This is a genomic window from Streptomyces sp. NPDC039609 (genome assembly GCF_055596705.1).
In genome coordinates, this window is the sequence record NZ_JBVIUJ010000013.1 from 195,535 (window position 1) to 215,267 (window position 19,733).

Sequence of the window (19,733 nt, forward strand, 5' to 3'; positions counted from 1 at the left end):
TCGGCGGTGAGTCAGCGGTCGGCTGCCTGGAAGCCGCGCAGGCGCAGGCTGTTGCCGACCACGAAGACCGAGGAGAAGGCCATCGCGGCCCCCGCGATCATCGGGTTGAGCAGACCCGCCGCGGCGAGCGGCAGGGCGGCCACGTTGTAGGCGAAGGCCCAGAACAGGTTCGAGCGGATCGTGCCGAGCGTCTTGCGGGAGAGCCGGATCGCGTCGGCCGCGGCGCGCAGGTCCCCGCGTACGAGCGTCAGGTCGCCGGCCTCGATGGCGGCGTCCGTGCCGGTGCCCATCGCCAGGCCCAGGTCGGCCTGGGCGAGAGCGGCGGCGTCGTTGACGCCGTCGCCGACCATGGCGACCGAACGGCCCTCGGCCTGCAGCTTCTTGACGACATCGACCTTGTCCTGCGGCATGACCTCGGCGATGACCTCGTCGATGCCGACCTCGGCGGCGACGGACTCGGCGACGGCCTTGTTGTCACCGGTCAGCAGGATCGGGGTCAGACCGAGCGCGCGCAGCCGCCTGATGGCCTCGGGGCTGGTCTCCTTGATGGCGTCGGCGACCTCCAGGACCGCGCGCGCCTCACCGTCCCAGGCGACCGCGATGGCCGTCCTGCCCGCCTTCTCCGCCTCGTCCTTGGCGGCCCCGAGGCCGCCGGGGAGCTCCATCGCCCACTCCTCGAGCAGCTTCTCGCGGCCGACGAGGACGGCGTGGCCCTCGACCACGCCCTGCACGCCGAGACCGGGGATGTTGGCGAAGTCCTCGGGGGTGGGGAGGGTACCGACCTTGGCGGCGGCGCCGGTGGCGACGGCCTGGGCGATGGGGTGCTCGGAGGAGTGCTCCAAGGCGCCCGCGAGCCGCAGGACGTCGGTCTCGTCGACGCCGTCGGCGGTGTGGACCTTGATGAGGGTCATCCGGCCGGTGGTGACGGTGCCCGTCTTGTCCAGGACGATGGTGTCGACCTTGCGGGTGGTCTCCAGGACCTCGGGGCCCTTGATGAGGATGCCGAGCTGCGCGCCGCGGCCGGTGCCGACCATGAGCGCGGTCGGGGTCGCCAGGCCCAGGGCGCAGGGGCAGGCGATGATCAGTACGGCGACGGCGGCGGTGAACGCGGCGGTCAGTCCGGAGCCGGTGCCGAGCCAGAAGCCGAGGGTGCCGAGCGCGAGCGCGATGACTACGGGTACGAAGACGGCCGAGATCCTGTCGGCGAGGCGCTGGGCGGCGGCCTTGCCGTTCTGGGCGTCCTCGACCAGCTTGGCCATCCGGGCGAGCTGGGTGTCGGCGCCGACGCGGGTGGCCTCGACGACGAGCCGGCCGCCGGCGTTCAGGGTGGCGCCGGTGACGGAGTCGCCGACGGAGACCTCGACCGGCACGGACTCGCCGGTGAGCATGGAGGCGTCGACGGCGGAGGAGCCCTCGACGACGGTGCCGTCGGTGGCGATCTTCTCGCCGGGGCGGACCAGGAAGCGGTCGCCGACCTGGAGTTCGGCCGTCGGAACGGTGACCTCGCGGCCTCCGCGCAGGACGGTGACCTCCTTGGCGCCCAGCTGCATCAGCGCCTTGAGCGCCGCGCCCGCCTTGCGCTTGGAGCGGGCCTCGAAGTAGCGCCCGGCCAGGATGAAGGCGGTGACGCCTGCCGCGGCCTCCAGGTAGATGTTCCCGGCGCCGTCGGTGCGGGCGATCGTGAACTCGAAGGGGTGCGTCATGCCCGGCGTACCGGCGGTTCCGAAGAACAGCGCCCACAGGGACCAGAGGAACGCGGCGATCGTGCCGACCGAGATCAGCGTGTCCATGGTGGCCGCGCCGTGCTTGGCGTTGGTCCAGGCGGCCTTGTGGAAGGGCCAGGCGGCGTAGACGACGACCGGCGCGGCGAGGGTGAGGCTGAGCCACTGCCAGTACTCGATCTGCAGCGCCGGGACCATGGCCATCACGATCACGGGGACGGCGAGGGCGACGGCGGTGATGAGCCGCTGCTTGAGCGGCCGCAGCTCCTCGTCGGCCTTCTCCTCGTCGGTGGGCCCGTCCTCGCCGCCGGACTCCGCCTTCGGGGGAGCGGGCTCCTGGGCGGTGTAGCCGGTGGCCTCGACGGTGGCGATCAGATCGGCGACGGAGATGTCGGCGTCGGCGTCGAAGGTCACCTTCGCCTTCTCGGTGGCGTAGTTGACGGTGGCCTCGACCCCGTCCATGCGGTTGAGCTTCTTCTCGATTCGGGCCGCGCACGAGGCGCAGGTCATACCGCCGATGGCGAGCTCGACCTGGGCGGCGCCCGGAATGCTCGTTGTCACTTCCTGCAAACCTCTTTCCTGGGGCTCGGTTCGCCTCCGGACGCCCCCTTGCGCGCGTCGACGGTCGATCGTGCTCGCCCCTCGTCCCTCGGGGGCTGCGCGTGTTCTCCCGTTCGACACCCGCGGGCGTCCTTCGGCTCACTCGCCTTCGTGTGGCTGCCGCACCCTCGAAGTTTCTTGGCGGGGGCCGGGGCCCATGGACGGACGGGCCCCGGCGGCCGGGGTGGGGCTCGGGCCGGACGGTCAGGCGCGGCCGGTGAGCTCGTAGCCGGCGTCGTCGACGGCGGCGGCGATCGCGGCGTCGTCGGGCGCGCCGCCGGTGGTCACGGTCACCAGTCCGCCGGCGACGTCGACATCCACGGAGATGACGCCGGCGAGCGCGGAGACGGAGGTGGTGATCGCGGTCTTGCAGTGTCCGCAGGTCATGCCCGACACGGCGTAGACGGTGGCGGTGCTGTCGGCGACGGCGGTCGTGGCCTCGCCGGCGTCGGTCGAGCAGCTGCCGTCAGGAGTACAGCAGGAACTCATCTCTTCCTCCTTGTTGGGTCCAGATACCCTCGGGGGGTATCTGTTTCTGATTCCATGTATACCCCCCTGCCGTATTCCGTGCAAGCGTCTCCTCGACTTGACTTGATACCCCCCAGGGGTATGGTGAAGTGCATCGAACGGTTACTCACGTACGGGAGAGCTGCCATGAACACCGGAGTGAAGATCACCGCCTTCGCCGCCGCGCTCGCCGCGACCTTCGGGACCGCCTACGGGGTCGGCGCGGGCGTCGGCCCCGTGGACGAGCCGGCGAAGGCCGCGCACGGGGAGCACGTGGCCGCCGAGAAGCCGGGCGGCGCGCAGGCGGACGGCACGAAGACGGACGGCACCGGTGGGCACGCCGGTCACGAGGAGGGTGCCGCGAACGCGCCCGCCGCCGGCGGCCTCCAGGTCTCCGAGGGCGGCTACACACTGGTCATGGAGACGCCGAAGCCGGACCGGGGCAAGAGCGTGCTCAGGTTCTCCGTCAAGGACGCGGGGGGCAGGAAGGTCACCGCGTACACCACCGAGCACGGCAAGGAACTGCACTTCATCGTGGCCTCGCGGGACCTCACGGTCTACCGCCATCTGCACCCGGTGCGCGCGGCCGACGGGACCTGGTCGACACCGGTCGACCTGCCCGCCGCGGGCGGCTACAAGGCCTTCGCCGACTTCAAGCCCGCGGGGAAGAACGCCAAGGGCGTGACGCTGGGCGTGGACCTGTCCGTACCGGGTGCCTACGCGCCCCAGCCGCTGCCCGCCGCCACGCGGACCGCGACCGTCGACGGCTACGAGGTCGCGCTGGGCGGCACCCTCGCCCCGGGCAGGGCGGGTGAGCTGAGGCTCACGGTCAGCAAGAACGGCAAACCGGTCGACGACCTGGAGCCGTACCTCGGGGCGTACGGCCACCTCGTCGCCCTGCGCGACGGAGACCTCGCCTACCTGCACGTCCATCCGAACGAGGGCGGGCCCGGCCCGGACGTCTCCTTCACGGCCACGGCGCCGAGCGCGGGGGCGTACCGCCTGTTCCTGGACTTCCAGCACGGCGGAAAGGTGCGCACGGCGGCCTTCACGGTGCACGCGGTCCAGGCGACGGCAGGGGCGGATGAGGCCTCGCACGATGCGGGAGGCCACACGCACGGCTAGGCTGGTTATTGGACTAGACCTGTAGTCGTCATTCATGGAGGAATGGGCTCGATGAGCAACCGTGCAGTCCTTGAGGTGATCGCCCTCGACGCGGAGGACGCGGTCGCCGCCCAGGCCGGCGGGGCGGACCGCCTCGAACTGGTCACCGACATGGCGGCGGACGGGCTGACCCCGTCCCGCACCGCCTTCGAGGCGATCCGTGCCGCCGTGGACATTCCTCTGCGCGTGATGCTCAGACTCGCCGACGGCTTCGCGGCCGGCGACATCGAAGCGCTGGTGTCGCGCGCCTCCGACCTCCGGGAGGCGGGCGCGGACGAGTTCGTGCTCGGCTTCCTGACGGCGGAGGGCGATCCGGACCTGGTGGCGGTCGAGCGGCTGATCGCCATCATCGACGGCTGCCGCTGGACCTTTCACCGGGCCATCGACCGCGCGGCGCACCGGGACACCCTGCGTAAGCAGCTCGCGGATCTGCCTGGCCTCGACACCTACCTCACGGCGGGCGCGGCGACCGGCGTCGACGACGGCCTGCCCGTCCTCAAGGCCGAGGCCGCGCGCGCGGGCGAACCGGGCTACGAGCCCCAGCTCCTGGTCGGCGGCGGCCTCCGCCTCGACCACCTCCCGGAGCTGCGCGCGGCCGGCGTCGACGCCTTCCACATCGGCGGCGCGGCCCGCCCGAACGGCTGGACGGCCCCGGTGTCACCGTCCGCGGTCCGCCTCTGGCGCGAGGCGCTGGACGCGTAACGCACGACGTCGGGGGGCGGTGCGGGAGCCGGCCCCGCACCGCTCCCAACCCCCTCCAGGCGTTGGGGGCCCGCCCGTGCGGCGCCCTCGCGGGTCAGCGCCCGCCCGCGACCCTCAGGACCGTGCCCGACGTGTACGACGCGTCCTCGGACAGCAGCCACGCCACCGCCGCCGCGATCTCCGAGGGGCGGCCCGGGCGGCCCAGGGGGATCGTGGCGGCCGCCTTCGCCGGGCGGTCCGGGTCGCCCATCGTCGCGTGCATGTCGGTCTCGACGATGCCCGGGGCGACCGCGTTGACCCGGATGCCGTCCCGGCCGAGCTCCTTCGACAGGCCCACGGTCAGCGCGTCGGTCGCCGCCTTCGTCGCCGCGTAGTGGACGTAGTCGCCGGGGCTGCCGAGCGTGGCGGCGGCGGAGGAGACGTTCACGATCGCGCCGCCTCCGTGCGCGGCCATGTCGCGGGCGGCGCGGCGGCAACACAGCAGGTATCCCAGGAGGTTGACCTCCACCACCCGCCGCAGGTCCTCCGTCGTGGCGTCCGCGAGGCGGCCCAGCGGTCCCGTCACCCCCGCGTTGTTGACCAGGCCGGTCACCGGGCCGAGTTCGGCCTCGGCCGTGTCGAAGAGCCGCTCCACGTCCGCCTCGTCCGAGGTGTCCGCCCGCACCACGACACACCGCGCGCCCGCCGCCCGGACCGCCCGCGCCGTCTCCTCCGCGGCACCGGCATCGCGTACGTACCCGAGCACCAGGTCGTGCCCCTCGGCGGCCAGACGTACACAGGTCGCCGCGCCGATCCCACGGCTTCCGCCGGTGACGACGGTCGTACGGGACATGGTGTTCCACCCTTCTCGCGGTCGCGCCGCCCCCACCGTAATTCGATGGCCCGCCGCAAGGCCGCTGGCTACGCTCCCCGCCATGATCGACCTCGTGCGCAGACTCATCGCCGCCCAGTTCCCGCAGTGGGCGGAGCTGCCCGTCACGCAGGTGCCGTCGGCCGGTACGGACAACGACATGTTCCGGCTCGGCGACGCGATGGTGGTCCGGCTGCCGAAGACCGCCGACAACGCCGGGGGCGTGGCCAAGGAGCAGCGCTGGCTGCCGCACCTCGCCCCGCACCTTCCGCTGGCGGTGCCCGTTCCGCTGGGCAAGGGGGCGCCGGGGGAGGGCTTCGACTCGCCCTGGTCGGTGTACGGCTGGCTCGACGGTGCCAACGCCTTCGACGCGCCGATCGACGATCTCGCCCACGCCGCCGTGGAGTTGGGTCGCTTCGGCGTGGCGCTGCGGGGCGTGGACGCCACCGGCGGCCCGAAGTCCTTCCGGGGCGGCCATGTCACCGAGTGGACGGGCGACTACATCGACCGGGCCATCCGCGACCTCGGCGCCGACGGTACGGTCGACGGCGCCGCCGCGGCCGCGGCCTGGGACTCGGTCCTGCGCCTTCCGCAGTGGGACGGCGAACCCGTCTGGGTCCACGGCGACCTGCTGCCCGGCAATCTGCTGACCCGGGAGGGCCGGCTCAGCGCCGTCATCGACTTCGGCGGGGTCGGCACCGGCGACCCGGCCTGCGACATGATGGCCGCCTGGACGCTGCTCACCCCCGAGACCCGCCCGCTGTTCCGGGAGGCCGCCCGCGTCGACGACGCGACCTGGGCGCGGGGCCGGGGCTGGGCGCTGGGCTGGGGCCTGGTGACGGAGCACTACTACCGGGTCACGAACCCCGTCCTGGCCGCCGTGGCGCACCGCTCGTGGACCCAGGCGCTCCCGGAGTTCGAGTCCGGCGCGTGAGGTTCGCGCACGGGGCTGTTCTTCACGGCCCGCAGACCCCACCATGCCCCTGACTACTCGTGCGTAACACCTCGTAGGGGGAAGCGTGTTGAGTCTCCGTGTCAGGATCGTCCCGCTGCTCGCGATCATCGCGTCCCTGCTCGTCCCGGCCGCGGCCGCACGGGCCGACGGGACCGCGGCGGCAGCCCGCACACCCGTCGTCTTCGTGCACGGCTACAACGCGGACCCCGGCGTCTGGGGCGGTCTGCGCGAGGACCTCAAGGCCGACGGGTACACGGACGCCGAGCTGTACTCCTTCGGCTACGACACCCACCGGTCCGTCAACGAGGTCATCGCCGACGAGCTCGCCGCGTACGTCGACAACGTCAAGCGGCAGACCGGCGCGAGCCAGGTCGACCTCGTCTCCCACTCCTTCGGCAGCCTCGTCACCCGCTGGTACGTGAAGTTCGACGGCGCGGGCCGGTCCTCCGTGGCCCGCTGGGTGTCGCTCGCCGGCCCCAACCACGGCACCAGCACCGCGTGGGCCTGCGCGCTGTGGGACCAGGCCTGCCGCGACATGACCCCGAACTCCTACGTCCAGAAGAAGCTCGCGGAGGGCGACGAGACGCCCGGCGCCGTCCGCTACGCCACGTGGTGGTCGAACTGCGACGAGGTCGTCAACCCCGACAACAGCGTCCCGCTCACCGGCGCCACGAACAACGCCGCGGGCTGCCTCGACCACAACGCCCTCCTCGGCGACGACGGTGTCTCCCAGGGCGTCCGCGCCTTCCTCCGCTCCTGACCCGCTACGGGTTCAACTGCTCCGGCAGCGGCGAAGAATGAAGGATCGTCAGCCCCGACACGGCACGCGTCAGCGCCACGTACAGCCGCCGCAGTCCCGTTCGTTCGTCCGGTTCGCCGTCCACCACCGCCGCGGGGTCGTCCAGGACCACGTAGTCGTACTCCAGGCCCTTGGCCAGGGAGGCCGGGACCAGGGTCAGGCGGGAGTCGGCCGTCGTCTCCTCGCCCGGGGCGAGGTACACGAGCCCCGCCGCCGTCAGCGCCTCGGCGAGCGGGGCGATCCGGGCGTCGGCGGCGATCAGGCCGATCGAGCCCTCGTGCCGCAGCGACTCGGTACAGGCCGCGACCACCGCCGCGTCCAGGGCCTCCGCCTCGGTGCGCCGGACCGTCAGCGAGCCCGGGTTCTCACGGACCGACTCGACGGCGGCCAGGCCCGGGGACATGTGGGGCAGCAGCCTCGACGCGTACGCGATGACCTCGCGCGGCACACGGAAACCGGCGGTCAGCTCCTCCACCACGGCCTCCGGCTTCCCCAGGTGCCCCAGCGCCTGGGCCCAGCTCTCCGTCGCCCACGGGGTCGTGCCCTGCGCCAGGTCGCCCAGGATCGTCGCCGAGCCCGTCGTGCAGCGGCGGCCGACGGCGCGGTACTGCATCGGCGACAGGTCCTGCGCCTCGTCCAGGACCACGTGCCCGAGCGAGTGTGTGCGCTCCACCAGGTCCTTCGCCTCGTCGATCAGGACCGCGTCCGCCGCGGACCACTTCGCCGACTTCACCGAGCGCGCGGGCCTCGCCCACAGCAGCAGCTTCTGCTCGTCCGCCGACAGCAGCCCCTCCGCGTGCTCCGCCAGGAAGTCGGCGTCGCTCAGCAGCCGCAGCACCAGCTTCGCCGGGTCGACCGCAGGCCAGACCGCCTTCACGGCCGCCTTCACCGCCGCGTTCCGCGCCACCGCGTTCTGCACACGGTCGTCCGGGGCCTCGCCCGCCTGCTCCATCCGCACCAGGACCAGGTGCGCGATGCGCTGCGGGAGCGCCTCGTGGGCGGCGCCGTAGCGGATGTCCCGGTCCAGCAACTCGCGGACGATCTCCTCCAGTTCGTACGCGGGCACCCGCCAGCGGCGGGAGCCGCGCACCACCATCAGGGGCTCGGTGGGCAGCGTGACGTGCGAGCGCACCGCGCGCCGCAGCACCTCCGCCATCCGCGCATCGCCCTTGACGACCGCCGTCGCCGCCTCGTCCGTCCCCCGCACCTCGACATGCGCCACGAGGTCGTCGACGGTCGCCTGCTTGACCTCCAACTCGCCCAGCGCGGGCAGGACCTGCTCGATGTAGTGCAGGAAGGACCGGTTCGGTCCGATGACGAGCGTGCCGGTGCGCGCCAGCCGCTCCCGGTGGGCGTAGAGGAGGTACGCGACCCGGTGCAGACCCACGGCCGTCTTGCCGGTGCCCGGGCCACCCTGCACACAGACCGTGCCGGAGAGCCCGGACCGGACGATCTCGTCCTGCTCGGGCTGGATGGTGGCGACGATGTCCCGCATCGGACCGACGCGCGGGCGTTCGATCTCCGCCTGGAGCAGCCTGCTCGTCCGCTCCAGCTCGCCGGGGTCGGAGAGGTGCTCGTCCTCGTACGCGGTGAGCTCGCCGCCCGTGTAACCGAACCTGCGCCGCAGCCCGACGTCCTGCGGGTCCTTCTTCGACGCCCGGTAGAACGGCTGCGAGACCGGCGCGCGCCAGTCGATCACCATCGGGTCGCCCTGCGCGTCGTGGACGTGCCGCCGGCCGATGTAGAAGCGCTGCCCCTCCTGCGTGGTGTGCAGGTAGTCGAGCCGGCCGAAGAACAGCGGGGTGTGCGCGAGGTCGGCGAGCGACTTGATCCGGTCGTCGATCTGCGCCTGCAGGACGACGGCGTTGACCCAGTTCGCGGTGACGTCCCTGATGTCGAGCGACTCCGCGTCCTCGCGCATCGCGCGCAGCGCGGCGCGCGACCCGGCGAGATGGGCGCGCTCGCGCGCGAGGGGGTCGAGAGCGTCGTCCTGAGCGGACATGGCGGTGCCTCCGAGTGCGCAAACAGACATGACTGGGCGGCCGCCGGTTTCCGACCGGGCGGCAGCACTCCACTCCACGGAGGGAGGCGGGGAAGTCGGAGATTCTAGCTTCCGGCTCCGGTCGTGGGCGAATGGATTTCCCGGGCGCCCGACGGAGGAGGGACCCGTAGGGGACAGGATCCGACTGGAGGGGGACCCGGGTTCCACCCCCGGGCCGATGTGTTCGGAATGTCCGAAATCCATCATGGACTCATGACCACAGCGACCCTGAACCCCGGTGTCCCCCACTCCCGCCGCCTCACCTTCGCCGTGCGCGCGATACGCGCCTTCGGCGGCGCCGCGGTGAACGTCGTCCTGCTCGGCGTCCACGAGGAGGAGGCGGGGGTGCGCAACCCCCGTCCCCAGTACGCGGGAAGGGCAGGCTGAGCGCCCGAACGACTCCCCGCGGCACCGGCGTCCGGATCGACTCCGCCCGACCTCGCCCGGGGCCCTCGGCATGGGGTCTTCGGTGAGCCCGTTACGCCGGCGGCGCCTCGCCCGCCATCAGCTCGTCGGCGTCGATGATCCGGTACGCGTACCCCTGTTCGGCCAGGAACCGCTGGCGGTGCGCCGCGAAGTCCTGGTCGATGGTGTCGCGCGCGACCACCGAGTAGAAGTGCGCCTGGTGGCCGTCGGCCTTCGGCCGCAGCACCCGGCCGAGGCGCTGTGCCTCCTCCTGGCGCGAGCCGAAGGTGCCCGAGACCTGGATCGCGACCGTCGCTTCGGGCAGGTCGATCGAGAAGTTCGCGACCTTCGAGACGACCAGCACGCTGATCTCGCCCTCGCGGAACGCGTCGAAGAGCTTCTCGCGCTGCGCGTTCGACGTCTCGCCCTTGATGACCGGCGCGTTCAGATGCTCGCCGAGCTCGTCCAGCTGGTCGATGTACTGGCCGATGACGAGGGTCTGCTGCCCGGCGAACTTCTTCACCAGGGCCTCCGTCACCTTCCGCTTCGTCGCCGTCGTCGCACAGAACCGGTACTTCTCCTCCGGCTCCGCCGTCGCGTACGCGAGCCGCTCGGAGTCCGTGAGATTGACCCGGACCTCGACGCAGTCGGCGGGCGCGATGTACCCCTGCGCCTCGATCTCCTTCCACGGCGCGTCGAAACGCTTCGGGCCGATCAGCGAGAACACGTCCGACTCGCGCCCGTCCTCCCGGACGAGGGTCGCCGTGAGCCCCAGCCGCCGCCGGGCCTGGAGATCGGCGGTGAACTTGAAGACCGGCGCGGGCAGCAGGTGCACCTCGTCGTAGACGATCAGACCCCAGTCGCGGGAGTCGAAGAGCTCCAGGTGCGGGTAGATGCCCTTCCGCTTGGTCGTCAGGACCTGGTACGTGGCGATGGTGACCGGACGGATCTCCTTCTTCGTACCGGAGTACTCACCGATCTCTTCCTCGGTCAGCGAGGTCCGCTTCACCAGCTCGTGCTTCCACTGACGGGCCGAGACGGTGTTCGTCACCAGGATCAGCGTGGTGGCCTTCGCCTGCGCCATCGCACCGGCGCCGACCAGCGTCTTTCCCGCGCCACAGGGCAGTACGACGACCCCGGAGCCGCCGTGCCAGAAGCCCTCGACGGCCTGCTTCTGGTACGGGCGCAGCGCCCAGCCGTCCTCGGCGAGCTCGATGGGGTGCGCCTCGCCGTCCACGTACCCGGCGAGGTCCTCGGCCGGCCAGCCCAGCTTCAGGAGCGTCTGCTTGATCTGCCCGCGCTCGGAGGGGTGCACGGCGACGGTGTCCGGGTCGATCCGGTTGCCGACCAGCGGCTGGACCTTCTTCGAGCGAAGGATCTCCTCCAGGACGGGCCGGTCGGTGGTGGTGAGGACGAGGCCGTGGGTGGGGTGCTTGGAGAGCGTGAGCCGGCCGTAGCGGGCCATGGTCTCGGCGACGTCCACGAGGAGCGCGTGCGGCACGGGGTAGCGGGAGAACTCGACCAGCGCGTCGACGACCTGCTCGGCGTCGTGCCCGGCGGCGCGGGCGTTCCACAGGCCGAGCGGGGTCACGCGGTACGTGTGGATGTGCTCGGGCGCCCGCTCCAGTTCGGCGAAGGGCGCGATGGCACGGCGGCAGGCCTCGGCCTGCTCGTGGTCGACTTCCAGGAGCAGTGTCTTGTCGCTCTGGACGATGAGTGGTCCGTTCACGCCTGATCAGGTCCTTCCCGCCGTACCGCGCCGGGGATTCCGCAGCGGCCAAACATCCAGTGTGCCTGAGGACCGGCCAAGGGTGCCTGGGGCCGGTCCTCAGGGCGGTCAGACCTGGTCGTCCGCCAGTTCCGCGACGCCGGTGATGCGGTGCAGGGGGTACGTGCGGACTTCGTCCGCCGTGTGGTCGTAGCCCGTCACGAAGCCGCCCTCCACCCGGACCGGGGCGATGACGCGCTGGCTCGCCGCGCCCTCCGCGTTCACATAGCCGATCCAGACGGCGGAGCCGGTCATTGCGGCGGCCTGGACCGTGGCCAGGGTCTCTGCCGGGGAGGTCCGGGGGAGTTCGCCGGCGACGACCGGGGCGCCCTCGGGGCGCTCCTTGCGGACGGCCGTCGAGGCGAGGTCCCCGGCCCGGATCGCGCGGACCGCCGCGCCGAGCAGGGTCGCGTCCGGGACGGGCGGGCCGTCCGGGACGGGAACGGGCGCGGTGCGGGCGCCCGTGCGGTAGGCGTCGGCGCGGGTGATCAGGACGTCGCCCTCCGCGGACTCGGCGGCCGGGGCGTACCCCATCGACCGCAGGCCGTCGAGCAGCGCCGCCGGGTCCGTCTGCGAGGCGAGCACGGTCGGCGCGAGGCGGCGCAGCCGCAGCGACGCGGACCGCTTGTCGGCGAGGATCTCGCCGAGGAGAGCGTCGTCGTCGCAGCGCACATAGGCGGAGGCGGCGCCGATCCGCAGATGGCCGTGTCTCCGCGCCACGTCGTCGATGAGATAGGCGAGGGGCTGCGGAACCGGCGTACGGGAGTGCGCGGTCAGGAAGTCGTGCAGGTCGGAGGCGCTGCGTCCGGCGTCGAGCGCGCGGCGCACCGAGCCGGGCGTGAACCGGTAGACCGTCGCACCACCCTTCGACTCCACGTCCGCGAGCACGGAGAGCATATGGGCGAGCGGTCGCTGGAGAGGCCCGGGCGCGACGGCGGTGAGGTCGGCCTGGAGCAGGACATGGTCGACGGGTTCGGGGAGGAGCGGGGCGAGCAGGGTCGCGGCCCGGGCGGCGGCGACGGACAGCTCGACGCCGTGGACGACCACGGGCTCGGTCGCGGCCTCGGCGAGCGGCAGGTTGAGCAGCGCCCGGGCGGGCGAGGCCAGGGCTCCACGTCCGGTGATCCCGAGCATCTCGGCCTCGGAGAGCGTCCACAGGGCGAGCCGGGAGCGGAGATCGGCGGGGGAGGCGCCGGTGCCGGGCCCGTACGAGGGGCCGGTGGCGGCGCTTCGGCCGGCGGGCGCGCCCGTGCCGTACGCGGCGGAAGTGCCCGTGCCGTACGCGGTGCCGGAGCCGCTGCTCGGGCCCCGCCCCGCTTCCGTGTCCCCGGGAGAACCGGTACGGCCCGCGCCCCGCAGCGGCCGTTCCCACCGCAGTCGCGCCAGCAGGGCCTCCGGGTCCGCCGCCGAGCCCGGCGGCAGCGTCGCCTGCAGGGTGAGGACCCGTCGCCGGACCTCGGGCGCCGCGCCCCGGTCGAGGTCCGGACCCAGCGTGGACAGCGCACGCCCCTTGGCGTCCTGGCCGCCGACCAGGCCGGAAGCACGCGTCCCCAGCAGCCAGGCCGTGACGAGCCCCGCCCAGCGCTCGGCCGCGGGCAGGTCGAGCCAGTCGTCGTACGCGGGCGTCGGCGCGTACCGCTCGTCCGCCTCGCCGTCCGAGGCCAGCAGCCCCGCCCCGTAACAGAGCTCCAGCCAGAACGCCGCGACCTGCTCCGAGACGTCCAGCGTTCCGGCCGTCCGCTTGAGGTCCCGTACCGCCAGACCGCCCGAGCGCAGTACGGAGGGACCGCCTTGGTCCCAGCCCTTCAACAGCTCCTCGACCGTCGACAGCGCCGTGTACGCCTGGCCGGCCGCCGCGCTGTCCACAACCTGGGGACGGTATTCGCGCAGGACGGACAGCTCCGGTGCGTGCGGCTCCGGCGCGCGGTGGGCCCGTCCGCCCCGCAGATGCAGCGCCGCCTCGCGCGGCAGCACGACCGTGCGCGTCGAGGCCGGCAGCAGCAGACCGCGGTCGCGCAGCCATCGCACCGGCGGGGCCGGGTTCGCCGTCACCTCTCCGTACGGCGGACCCCACACCAGCCGGTCGAGCACCGCCAGCGCCTCCGGCGGCGCCGTGTCGAGCAGCGCGCCCATCCGGTCCCGGTCGGTGAACAGCTCCGTCAGCGCCGCCACCGCCGAGACCGGGTCGTGCGTCGCGGGCAGCCCGGCCGCCGCGATGATCTCCTGGATCCGGCCGGGCGACATGCCGGCCGTGCACTCGGAGACGGTCGGGCCGAGGCCGGTCGGGGACGGGTGCTGCGGCGACGGCGCGAGCAGTTCACGCGCGGTCCGCACCAGCCGCAGCCGGTCGTCGTCGCCCCAGACCAGGGCCTGTTCGCGCAGCACCTCCACCGCGCGCGGCAGCGCCGCCTCGATGCCCGGGTCGCCGTCGTCGCCGCTGAGCAGGGCGAGGAGTACGGAATACGAGGCGGGGTCCGGGGCCACGGCAAGCGCCTCGGCGGTCTGGAGAGTGAACCGGTCGAGCCGTTCGAGCGCGCGGACGACGGAGCCGCGGGTGCCGGCCCGGGTGGCGAGCTGCGTCAGATCGTTCGGTACGGGGGAGAGCAGATCCGGGCGCGCCCGCAGCAGCGCGGCAAGCCCTTCGTCGCCCCGCGCGCGCAGCGCCTCCGCAAGCGTGCGCGGCGCTGCGGCGGCGCCAGTTCCTCCGGGCACGTGCGCCTCCCGATCGAGCTCACCGATCCCCATCCGCCCCACGTTAGCCCCTGCGCGGGCGCTAACGTCGGGGCGTACCGGCTGTGGAGGGGCACTGTGGGGATCGAGAGCGACCAGTTGGTCTTCGACTATCTGAGCCGGGTCGGCGATCTGGCGCAGCAGAGGCAGCTTCCGTCGAGCACGAGGATGCGGCTCGTGTCGATGCTGCGGAGCGAGATCGACCGTCGGCGCGCCACGTACGGCCAGGAGAGTCCGACCGCGATCCGCGGCATCCTCGACGCGCTGGGCACGCCGGACGAGGTGGTGGACGGGGCGGCGGGGGTCGCGCCGGTACCGAAGCTGCCGGAGCAGCAGCGCGGGCGGTCGCGGAAGAAGAGCGAGGCGCCGCCGCGGCCCACGCCGGGCGCGGCCCCTCCCCACCTGGCGGGCACGGACGAAGTCGGGGCGGCCGACACCGAACCGGACTGGTGGAGCCTGGACGACGACACACCGGAGCCGCGGCCGGGGGACGACCTGGTGCCCGGGTTCCGGGGCGGGGTGGAGATCCCGGAGCTGCTGAAGCCGCCGGTGGAGGACGAGGAGGAGAAGCCGGGGGAGCCGGAGGCGCCGAGGCGCGGCTGGCGCCGGGTGCTGCGCCGCCCGGCCGTGGGGGCGGACACCGAAGAGGCCGTACCGGCCCGCCGCTTCCGCCTGGGCAGCCCCTTCCTGCTCCTGGCCGCGCTGCTCCTGCTCGGCGGGGCCGTCTTCGGCTCCCTGGTGCCCCTGGCCCTGGGCTGGCTCCTCGCCTACGCCTCCCGTCGCCTCTCCCGTGCCGAGATCCAGTGGGCCGTCGTCGTCCTCCCGGGCCTTGCGGCCACGGCGGGCGCGGTCTGGCTCTGGGGCCGAGTGGAGGGCCGCTGGGGCGCCCCGGTCGCACGGGGCGGCGAGGCGATGGGCGCGGCGATCTCGGAGACATGGCCGTGGAGCCTGAAGGGCGCGGCGATAGCGTCGGCCCTGTTCCTGCTGTGGCGGTCACGCCGCCACACCTGACGGCGCCGCGTGCGGGCGCTCGTGTCAGGCGCCGATCGTGTTGAGTTCGGGTGCGTCCGCTCCCCACGGCGCCCCCGGGACCACCAGCGGTGACCCCGTCACGGGGTCCGGGACGACGACCGACTTCAGGCCGAAGACGTCGCGGACCAGGTCCGCCGTCACCACGTCCGCCGGCGCGCCCTCCGCCACCACCTGGCCCGCCTTCATGGCGACCAGGTGGTCGGCGTACCGCGCCGCCTGGTTCAGGTCGTGGAGGACCACCACGACCGTCCGGCCCCGCGCCACGTTCAGGCGGCGCACCAGGTCCAGGACCTCCACCTGGTGGGCGATGTCCAGATACGTCGTCGGCTCGTCCAGCAGCAGCAGGTCCGTCTCCTGCGCGAGCGCCATCGCGATCCAGACCCGCTGCCGCTGACCGCCCGACAGCTCGTCCACCGACCGGTCGGCCAGCGCGGCGACGTCCGTGGAGGCCATGGCCTCCACGACCGCCCGCTCGTCCGCCTCCGACCACTGCTTCCACCACGCCTGGTGCGGCTGACGCCCCCGCGAGACGAGGTCGGCGACCGTGATCGCTTCCGGCGCGACGGGGGTCTGGGGCAGCAGCCCGATCGACTGCGCGATCCGCTTCGTCGGCAGCTTCGCCAGCGACTCCCCGTCCAGCAGCACCGCGCCGCCCGCCGGCTTGAGCAGCCGCCCGAGCGCCCGCAGCGTCGTCGACTTCCCGCACGCGTTCGGGCCGACGATCACGGTCACCTTGCCGTCCGGGACGGCGAGGTCCAGGTCCTTCACGACCGTACGGTCCTCGTACGCGAGCGTCAGCTCGCGCGCGGTCAGCCGACTCACGACTTTCCTCCCACGCTTCGGCTCCGGACGATGAGCCAGATCAGATACGGGGCGCCGACCGCCGCCGTCAGGACACCCACCGGCAGTTCGGTCGGCGAGAACAGCCGCTTGCCGAGCAGATCGGCGAGGACCACGATGAACGCCCCCGTCAGGGCCGAGCACAGCAGCGGGATCTGCGCCGTACGCGTCATCCGCCGGGCGATCTGCGGCGCGAGCAGCGCCACGAAGTCGACCGGCCCCGCCACCCCCGTGGCCACCGACGCGAGCACGACGCCGACGAACACGAGCCCCAGCCGGATCCGCCCGAGCGAGACCCCCAGCGCCGTCGCCGTGTCGTCGTCCAGGGAGACGGTCCGCTGCGCGCGGGCGGCCCACAGGATCGCCGGGAGCAGCACGATCAGCGTCCAGCGGATCGGCGCGGCCTCGTCCCAGCCACGCCCGTTGAGCGAACCCGTCATCCAGATCTGGGCCTGCTGGGCGACCAGGTAGTCGCCCTTGGTCATGAACAGGGTGATCAGCGAGCGCAGCGCGATCGCGAACCCGATCCCGATGAGCACGAACCGCGTCGCGTGCAGCCCACCGCGCCAGGCGAAGACGTACACGAGCGCGGCGGCCGCGATGCCGCCGACGATCGAGAGGTACGGCAGGACGGTGTACGAGGTGAGACCGAAGGTCATCGCGCCGACCGTCAGCGCGCCCGCGCCCTGGCTGATGCCGATGATGTCGGGGCTGGCGAGCGGGTTGCGGGCGACGGTCTGGATGAGGGCGCCCGCGATCCCGAACGCGGCGCCGACCATCAGCCCGACGGCGAGCCGCGGCATCCGCAGCTCCTCGACGACGAACGTGGACCGGGACTCCTGCCCGAAGACCACCTTCAGGACCTCGGCCGGTGCCACGAACTTCTCGCCGACGCAGAGGTACGCGACGCAGACCGCCGCGAGGACCGCCCCCAGGCCCAGGGCCACGAACGCCGAGCGCCGGTGGAGCAGGAACGATCCCGCTCCGGCGCGTACGACTCCGTACCCGGCAGGACGTACCGACGTCGTCGTCATGCCGGCACCGCCTTCCGGCGCACCAGCGTCACCAGGAACGGCACCCCGATGAGCGCCGTCATCACACCCGCCGGGACCTCGCCCGGCGGGAAGAGCACCCGCCCGATCACATCCGACACCAGCAGCATCACGGGCCCCACGAGCGCTGCCATCGGCAGCACCCAGCGGTGGTCGCTGCCCACGATCGCGCGGGCGATGTGCGGCACCGCGAGGCCGACGAACGCGATCGGACCGGCTGCCGCGACCCCCGCGCCGGTCAGCACGGTCGCCCCGACACCGCCCACGATCCGTACGGTCGCGACCCGCTGACCGAGCCCCTTCGCCACGTCCTCGCCCAGCGCCAGCGCGTCCAGGCCACGGGCGACGGACACCACGAGCACGGCGCCGACCAGCAGGAACGGCCAGATCTGCCCGACGACCTCGGCGTCCCGCCCGTCCAGCGAGCCGATCTGCCAGAACCTGAACTCGTCCAGCGCCGACGCCCTGGTCGTCAGGATCCCGGTCGTCACCGACAGCAGCAGCGCGTTGATCGCGGCGCCGCCGAGCGCCAGCTTCACCGGCGTCGCCCCGCCGCGCCCGCTGGAGGCGATCGCGTAGACGGCGACCGAGGCGAGGGCCGCGCCCGCGAAGGCGAACCACACGTACCCCGTCAGCGTGTGCACCCCGGCGAAGGCGATCGCGAAGACCACGCCCACCGAGGCGCCCTGGCTGATGCCGAGGATGCCGGGGTCGGCGATCGGGTTGCGGGTGATGCCCTGCAGGGCGGTACCGGCCAGGGCCAGGGCGGCGCCGACCATCAGCCCGATCAGGGTCCTGGGCACCCGCATCTGCCGTACGACCTCGGCGTCGTCGCTCGTCCCGCCGTGCAGCAGCGCGTCGAGGACCGTGGACGGGGCGATGGCCCGGGCGCCCACGGCGAGGCTCAGCAGGATCGCGACGAGGAGGGCGATGACGGCGGCGACGGTGGCGAGGACGCGTCTGGAAGGGAGTGCGGCTGTCATCGAGGCCCATCGGGAGGTGCGGGTGTGACGTCGACTTCGGCGAGCCGACTTCGGTAAGGCTTGGCTCAGTCTAAGCAGCGGCCCTATTCGAACACCCGGGCACAATGTCACCCATGACTCTCTCTCGCCCTCCGCTGACCGTCGGCTTCGACCTGGACATGACGCTGATCGACTCCCGCCCCGGCATCAAGGCCACGTACGAGGCCTTCTCCGCCCAGGTCGGCGTGGAGATCGACGCGGACCTGGCCGTCTCCCGGCTCGGGCCGCCGCTGGAGCACGAGCTGGCGCACTGGTTCCCGGAGGCGGAGATCGAGGAGCGGGTGGCCCAGTACCGCGCGCTCTACCCGACGTACGCGATCGAGCCGTCGCCGGCGATGGCCGGCGCGCGGGATGCGATTCAAGCCGTTCGTGAGGCGGGTGGCCGGACCATCGTCGTCACCGCGAAGAACGAGCCGCACGCCAAGTTGCACCTCACCCACCTCGGCATCGACCCCGACGCCGTCATCGGCGGCCTGTGGGCCGAGGGCAAGGCGGAGGCGCTGCGCGAGCACTCCGCGGGCGTGTACGTCGGCGACCACACCGGAGACGTACGCGGTGCCGCGACCGCGGGCGCCGTGTCGGTGGCCGTGGCGACCGGACCGTGCGACGAGGCGGAGCTGCGCGCGGCGGGCGCGGACGTCGTCCTGCCCGACCTGACCGAGTTCCGTGCCTGGTGGGAGGCGTACTGCGGCTAGTTGCCGCCGGTCGCGGCCGGCTTCGCCTGGCGACGCTGCGCCGCGATCGAGCGCAGCACCCCGGCGCCCGCGACCAGGAATCCGACGCCCATCAGCATGCACACCGCGTACGCGATCGGCGGGAACGGGTCGGTGCCCAGGAACAGCGGGGCCACCGTGACCAGCGTGGCCACCGCGCCGACGATGAAGACAATCGCACCGGCCCGGACGAGACCATCACCCGGCGCGGAGTCGTCCGACAGGGCGGAAGGGGTTTCACTACGCATTCGGCCAGGGTAGTTCCCAGGCCGGAGGAACAAACCGGCGACGTCTTGTCACCAGCCCGAAGCCCATTAGCCTTGGCGCCTGGGGGTCCCCTGCTCGAGTGGAGTCGAGAGCTCGAGGGAGGTCGGGCGCCCGCTGTAGTTGGTATCCAGAGCCGGATTCCCGGCGTATCCATCGAGTACGAGGACAAGGACAGACGTGCCTACCGGCAAGGTCAAATGGTTCAACAGTGAGAAGGGCTTCGGCTTTCTCTCCCGGGACGACGGCGGCGACGTGTTCGTCCACTCGTCGGTGCTCCCTGCCGGAGTCGACGCCCTCAAGCCGGGGCAGCGCGTGGAGTTCGGGGTGGTCGCGGGTCAGCGCGGCGACCAGGCGCTGTCCGTGACGGTCCTCGACCCGACGCCCTCCGTCGCCGCGGCGCAGCGCCGTAAGCCCGACGAACTGGCGTCCATCGTGCAGGACCTGACGACGCTCCTGGAGAACATCACCCCGATGCTCGAGCGGGGCCGCTACCCCGACAAGGCGCAGGGCGCCAAGATCGCCGGCCTGCTGCGGGCGGTCGCGGACCAGCTCGACGTCTGAGGCG

General features: G+C 72.9%; 18 protein-coding genes. 8 read left to right on the forward strand and 10 right to left on the reverse strand.

Annotation, left to right across the window (positions count from 1 at the left end):
* Window positions 1-11: 11 nt before the first annotated feature.
* Both ACZ561_RS32590 and ACZ561_RS32595 read right to left on the reverse strand, forming a co-directional pair.
* Window positions 12-2,282 carry a heavy metal translocating P-type ATPase gene (locus ACZ561_RS32590; RefSeq protein WP_471001956.1) on the reverse strand — a complete coding sequence of 757 codons (2,271 nt, stop codon included), beginning with the start codon at window positions 2,280-2,282 and terminating at the stop codon, window positions 12-14.
* A 243-nt stretch (window positions 2,283-2,525) separates the two neighbouring features.
* Window positions 2,526-2,810 carry a cation transporter gene (locus ACZ561_RS32595; protein WP_471001960.1) on the reverse strand — a complete coding sequence of 95 codons (285 nt, stop codon included), beginning with the start codon at window positions 2,808-2,810 and terminating at the stop codon, window positions 2,526-2,528.
* 165 nt (window positions 2,811-2,975) lie between these two features.
* Here ACZ561_RS32595 and ACZ561_RS32600 point away from each other — a divergent pair, with 165 nt between their 5' ends.
* Together ACZ561_RS32600 and ACZ561_RS32605 are read left to right on the forward strand one after the other, a co-directional pair.
* On the forward strand, window positions 2,976-3,953 hold the full coding sequence (locus tag ACZ561_RS32600; RefSeq protein WP_471001963.1) for a hypothetical protein: 978 nt from the start codon (window positions 2,976-2,978) through the stop codon (window positions 3,951-3,953).
* Between the two features lie 51 nt (window positions 3,954-4,004).
* Window positions 4,005-4,694: a copper homeostasis protein CutC gene (locus ACZ561_RS32605; protein WP_471001966.1), complete on the forward strand. Its 690-nt coding sequence runs from the start codon at window positions 4,005-4,007 to the stop codon at window positions 4,692-4,694.
* Window positions 4,695-4,788: 94 nt separating this feature from the next.
* On the opposite strand, the gene ACZ561_RS32610 is transcribed toward ACZ561_RS32605, so the two are convergent.
* A complete protein-coding gene (locus ACZ561_RS32610) occupies window positions 4,789-5,526 on the reverse strand; it encodes an SDR family NAD(P)-dependent oxidoreductase (RefSeq protein ID WP_471001970.1) in 738 nt (245 codons plus the stop codon).
* A gap of 82 nt (window positions 5,527-5,608) precedes the next feature.
* On the opposite strand from ACZ561_RS32610, the gene ACZ561_RS32615 reads away from it, so the two are divergent.
* Entirely contained in the window at window positions 5,609-6,478 is an 870-nt protein-coding gene (locus ACZ561_RS32615) for an aminoglycoside phosphotransferase family protein (protein ID WP_471001973.1), read from the forward strand.
* 85 nt (window positions 6,479-6,563) lie between these two features.
* Window positions 6,564-7,259, forward strand: a complete 696-nt coding sequence (locus tag ACZ561_RS32620) for an esterase/lipase family protein (protein ID WP_471001976.1) — start codon at window positions 6,564-6,566, stop codon at window positions 7,257-7,259.
* A 4-nt stretch (window positions 7,260-7,263) separates the two neighbouring features.
* Here the strand turns inward: ACZ561_RS32620 and ACZ561_RS32625 are convergent, their stop codons facing one another.
* Entirely contained in the window at window positions 7,264-9,300 is a 2,037-nt protein-coding gene (locus tag ACZ561_RS32625; RefSeq protein ID WP_471001979.1) for a HelD family protein, read from the reverse strand.
* Window positions 9,301-9,552: 252 nt separating this feature from the next.
* Between ACZ561_RS32625 and ACZ561_RS32630 the strand changes: the two genes are divergently transcribed.
* Complete coding sequence (locus ACZ561_RS32630) at window positions 9,553-9,726, forward strand: hypothetical protein (RefSeq protein ID WP_471001982.1); 174 nt, start codon at window positions 9,553-9,555, stop codon at window positions 9,724-9,726.
* 91 nt (window positions 9,727-9,817) lie between these two features.
* Here ACZ561_RS32630 and ACZ561_RS32635 read toward each other — a convergent pair whose 3' ends face one another.
* Both ACZ561_RS32635 and ACZ561_RS32640 read right to left on the reverse strand, forming a co-directional pair.
* The gene (locus tag ACZ561_RS32635; RefSeq protein WP_471001988.1) at window positions 9,818-11,473 is read right to left on the reverse strand and encodes a DNA repair helicase XPB; all 1,656 of its coding nucleotides are present in this window, start codon (window positions 11,471-11,473) and stop codon (window positions 9,818-9,820) included.
* Between the two features lie 108 nt (window positions 11,474-11,581).
* Complete coding sequence (locus tag ACZ561_RS32640; protein ID WP_471001991.1) at window positions 11,582-14,257, reverse strand: helicase-associated domain-containing protein; 2,676 nt, start codon at window positions 14,255-14,257, stop codon at window positions 11,582-11,584.
* Between the two features lie 63 nt (window positions 14,258-14,320).
* On the opposite strand from ACZ561_RS32640, the gene ACZ561_RS32645 reads away from it, so the two are divergent.
* Complete coding sequence (locus tag ACZ561_RS32645) at window positions 14,321-15,253, forward strand: hypothetical protein (RefSeq protein WP_471001995.1); 933 nt, start codon at window positions 14,321-14,323, stop codon at window positions 15,251-15,253.
* 24 nt (window positions 15,254-15,277) lie between these two features.
* Here the strand turns inward: ACZ561_RS32645 and ACZ561_RS32650 are convergent, their stop codons facing one another.
* From ACZ561_RS32650 to ACZ561_RS32660, 3 genes are read right to left on the reverse strand one after another with little or no spacing between them, the layout of a single operon-like run.
* A complete protein-coding gene (locus ACZ561_RS32650) occupies window positions 15,278-16,096 on the reverse strand; it encodes an ABC transporter ATP-binding protein (protein ID WP_471001999.1) in 819 nt (272 codons plus the stop codon).
* Window positions 16,093-17,148 carry a FecCD family ABC transporter permease gene (locus ACZ561_RS32655; RefSeq protein ID WP_471002001.1) on the reverse strand — a complete coding sequence of 352 codons (1,056 nt, stop codon included), beginning with the start codon at window positions 17,146-17,148 and terminating at the stop codon, window positions 16,093-16,095. The genes ACZ561_RS32650 and ACZ561_RS32655 overlap by 4 nt, the downstream gene beginning before the upstream one ends.
* Window positions 17,145-18,149, reverse strand: coding sequence for a FecCD family ABC transporter permease (locus ACZ561_RS32660; RefSeq protein ID WP_376433839.1), 1,005 nt, complete (start codon window positions 18,147-18,149; stop codon window positions 17,145-17,147). The genes ACZ561_RS32655 and ACZ561_RS32660 overlap by 4 nt, the downstream gene beginning before the upstream one ends.
* A gap of 104 nt (window positions 18,150-18,253) precedes the next feature.
* On the opposite strand from ACZ561_RS32660, the gene ACZ561_RS32665 reads away from it, so the two are divergent.
* On the forward strand, window positions 18,254-18,883 hold the full coding sequence (locus ACZ561_RS32665; RefSeq protein ID WP_471002006.1) for an HAD family hydrolase: 630 nt from the start codon (window positions 18,254-18,256) through the stop codon (window positions 18,881-18,883).
* On the opposite strand, the gene ACZ561_RS32670 is transcribed toward ACZ561_RS32665, so the two are convergent.
* Complete coding sequence (locus ACZ561_RS32670) at window positions 18,880-19,149, reverse strand: hypothetical protein (RefSeq protein ID WP_376433843.1); 270 nt, start codon at window positions 19,147-19,149, stop codon at window positions 18,880-18,882. The two genes, ACZ561_RS32665 and ACZ561_RS32670, sit on opposite strands and share 4 nt — an antisense overlap.
* A gap of 196 nt (window positions 19,150-19,345) precedes the next feature.
* Here ACZ561_RS32670 and ACZ561_RS32675 point away from each other — a divergent pair, with 196 nt between their 5' ends.
* Complete coding sequence (locus ACZ561_RS32675; protein WP_308354918.1) at window positions 19,346-19,729, forward strand: cold-shock protein; 384 nt, start codon at window positions 19,346-19,348, stop codon at window positions 19,727-19,729.
* Window positions 19,730-19,733 lie beyond the last annotated feature (4 nt).

What these genes read in the sequence shown, in the direction of transcription:
- ACZ561_RS32595 (WP_471001960.1), bottom strand. Translation starts at nt 2,810, where the DNA reads ATGAGTTCCTGCTGTACTCCTGACGGCAGCTGCTCGACCGACGCCGGC.
- ACZ561_RS32600 (WP_471001963.1), top strand. Translation starts at nt 2,976, where the DNA reads ATGAACACCGGAGTGAAGATCACCGCCTTCGCCGCCGCGCTCGCCGCG.
- ACZ561_RS32605 (WP_471001966.1), top strand. Translation starts at nt 4,005, where the DNA reads ATGAGCAACCGTGCAGTCCTTGAGGTGATCGCCCTCGACGCGGAGGAC.
- ACZ561_RS32610 (WP_471001970.1), bottom strand. Translation starts at nt 5,526, where the DNA reads ATGTCCCGTACGACCGTCGTCACCGGCGGAAGCCGTGGGATCGGCGCG.
- ACZ561_RS32615 (WP_471001973.1), top strand. Translation starts at nt 5,609, where the DNA reads ATGATCGACCTCGTGCGCAGACTCATCGCCGCCCAGTTCCCGCAGTGG.
- ACZ561_RS32625 (WP_471001979.1), bottom strand. Translation starts at nt 9,300, where the DNA reads ATGTCCGCTCAGGACGACGCTCTCGACCCCCTCGCGCGCGAGCGCGCC.
- ACZ561_RS32630 (WP_471001982.1), top strand. Translation starts at nt 9,553, where the DNA reads ATGACCACAGCGACCCTGAACCCCGGTGTCCCCCACTCCCGCCGCCTC.
- ACZ561_RS32640 (WP_471001991.1), bottom strand. Translation starts at nt 14,257, where the DNA reads ATGGGGATCGGTGAGCTCGATCGGGAGGCGCACGTGCCCGGAGGAACT.
- ACZ561_RS32655 (WP_471002001.1), bottom strand. Translation starts at nt 17,148, where the DNA reads ATGACGACGACGTCGGTACGTCCTGCCGGGTACGGAGTCGTACGCGCC.
- ACZ561_RS32660 (WP_376433839.1), bottom strand. Translation starts at nt 18,149, where the DNA reads ATGACAGCCGCACTCCCTTCCAGACGCGTCCTCGCCACCGTCGCCGCC.
- ACZ561_RS32665 (WP_471002006.1), top strand. Translation starts at nt 18,254, where the DNA reads ATGTCACCCATGACTCTCTCTCGCCCTCCGCTGACCGTCGGCTTCGAC.
- ACZ561_RS32670 (WP_376433843.1), bottom strand. Translation starts at nt 19,149, where the DNA reads ATGCGTAGTGAAACCCCTTCCGCCCTGTCGGACGACTCCGCGCCGGGT.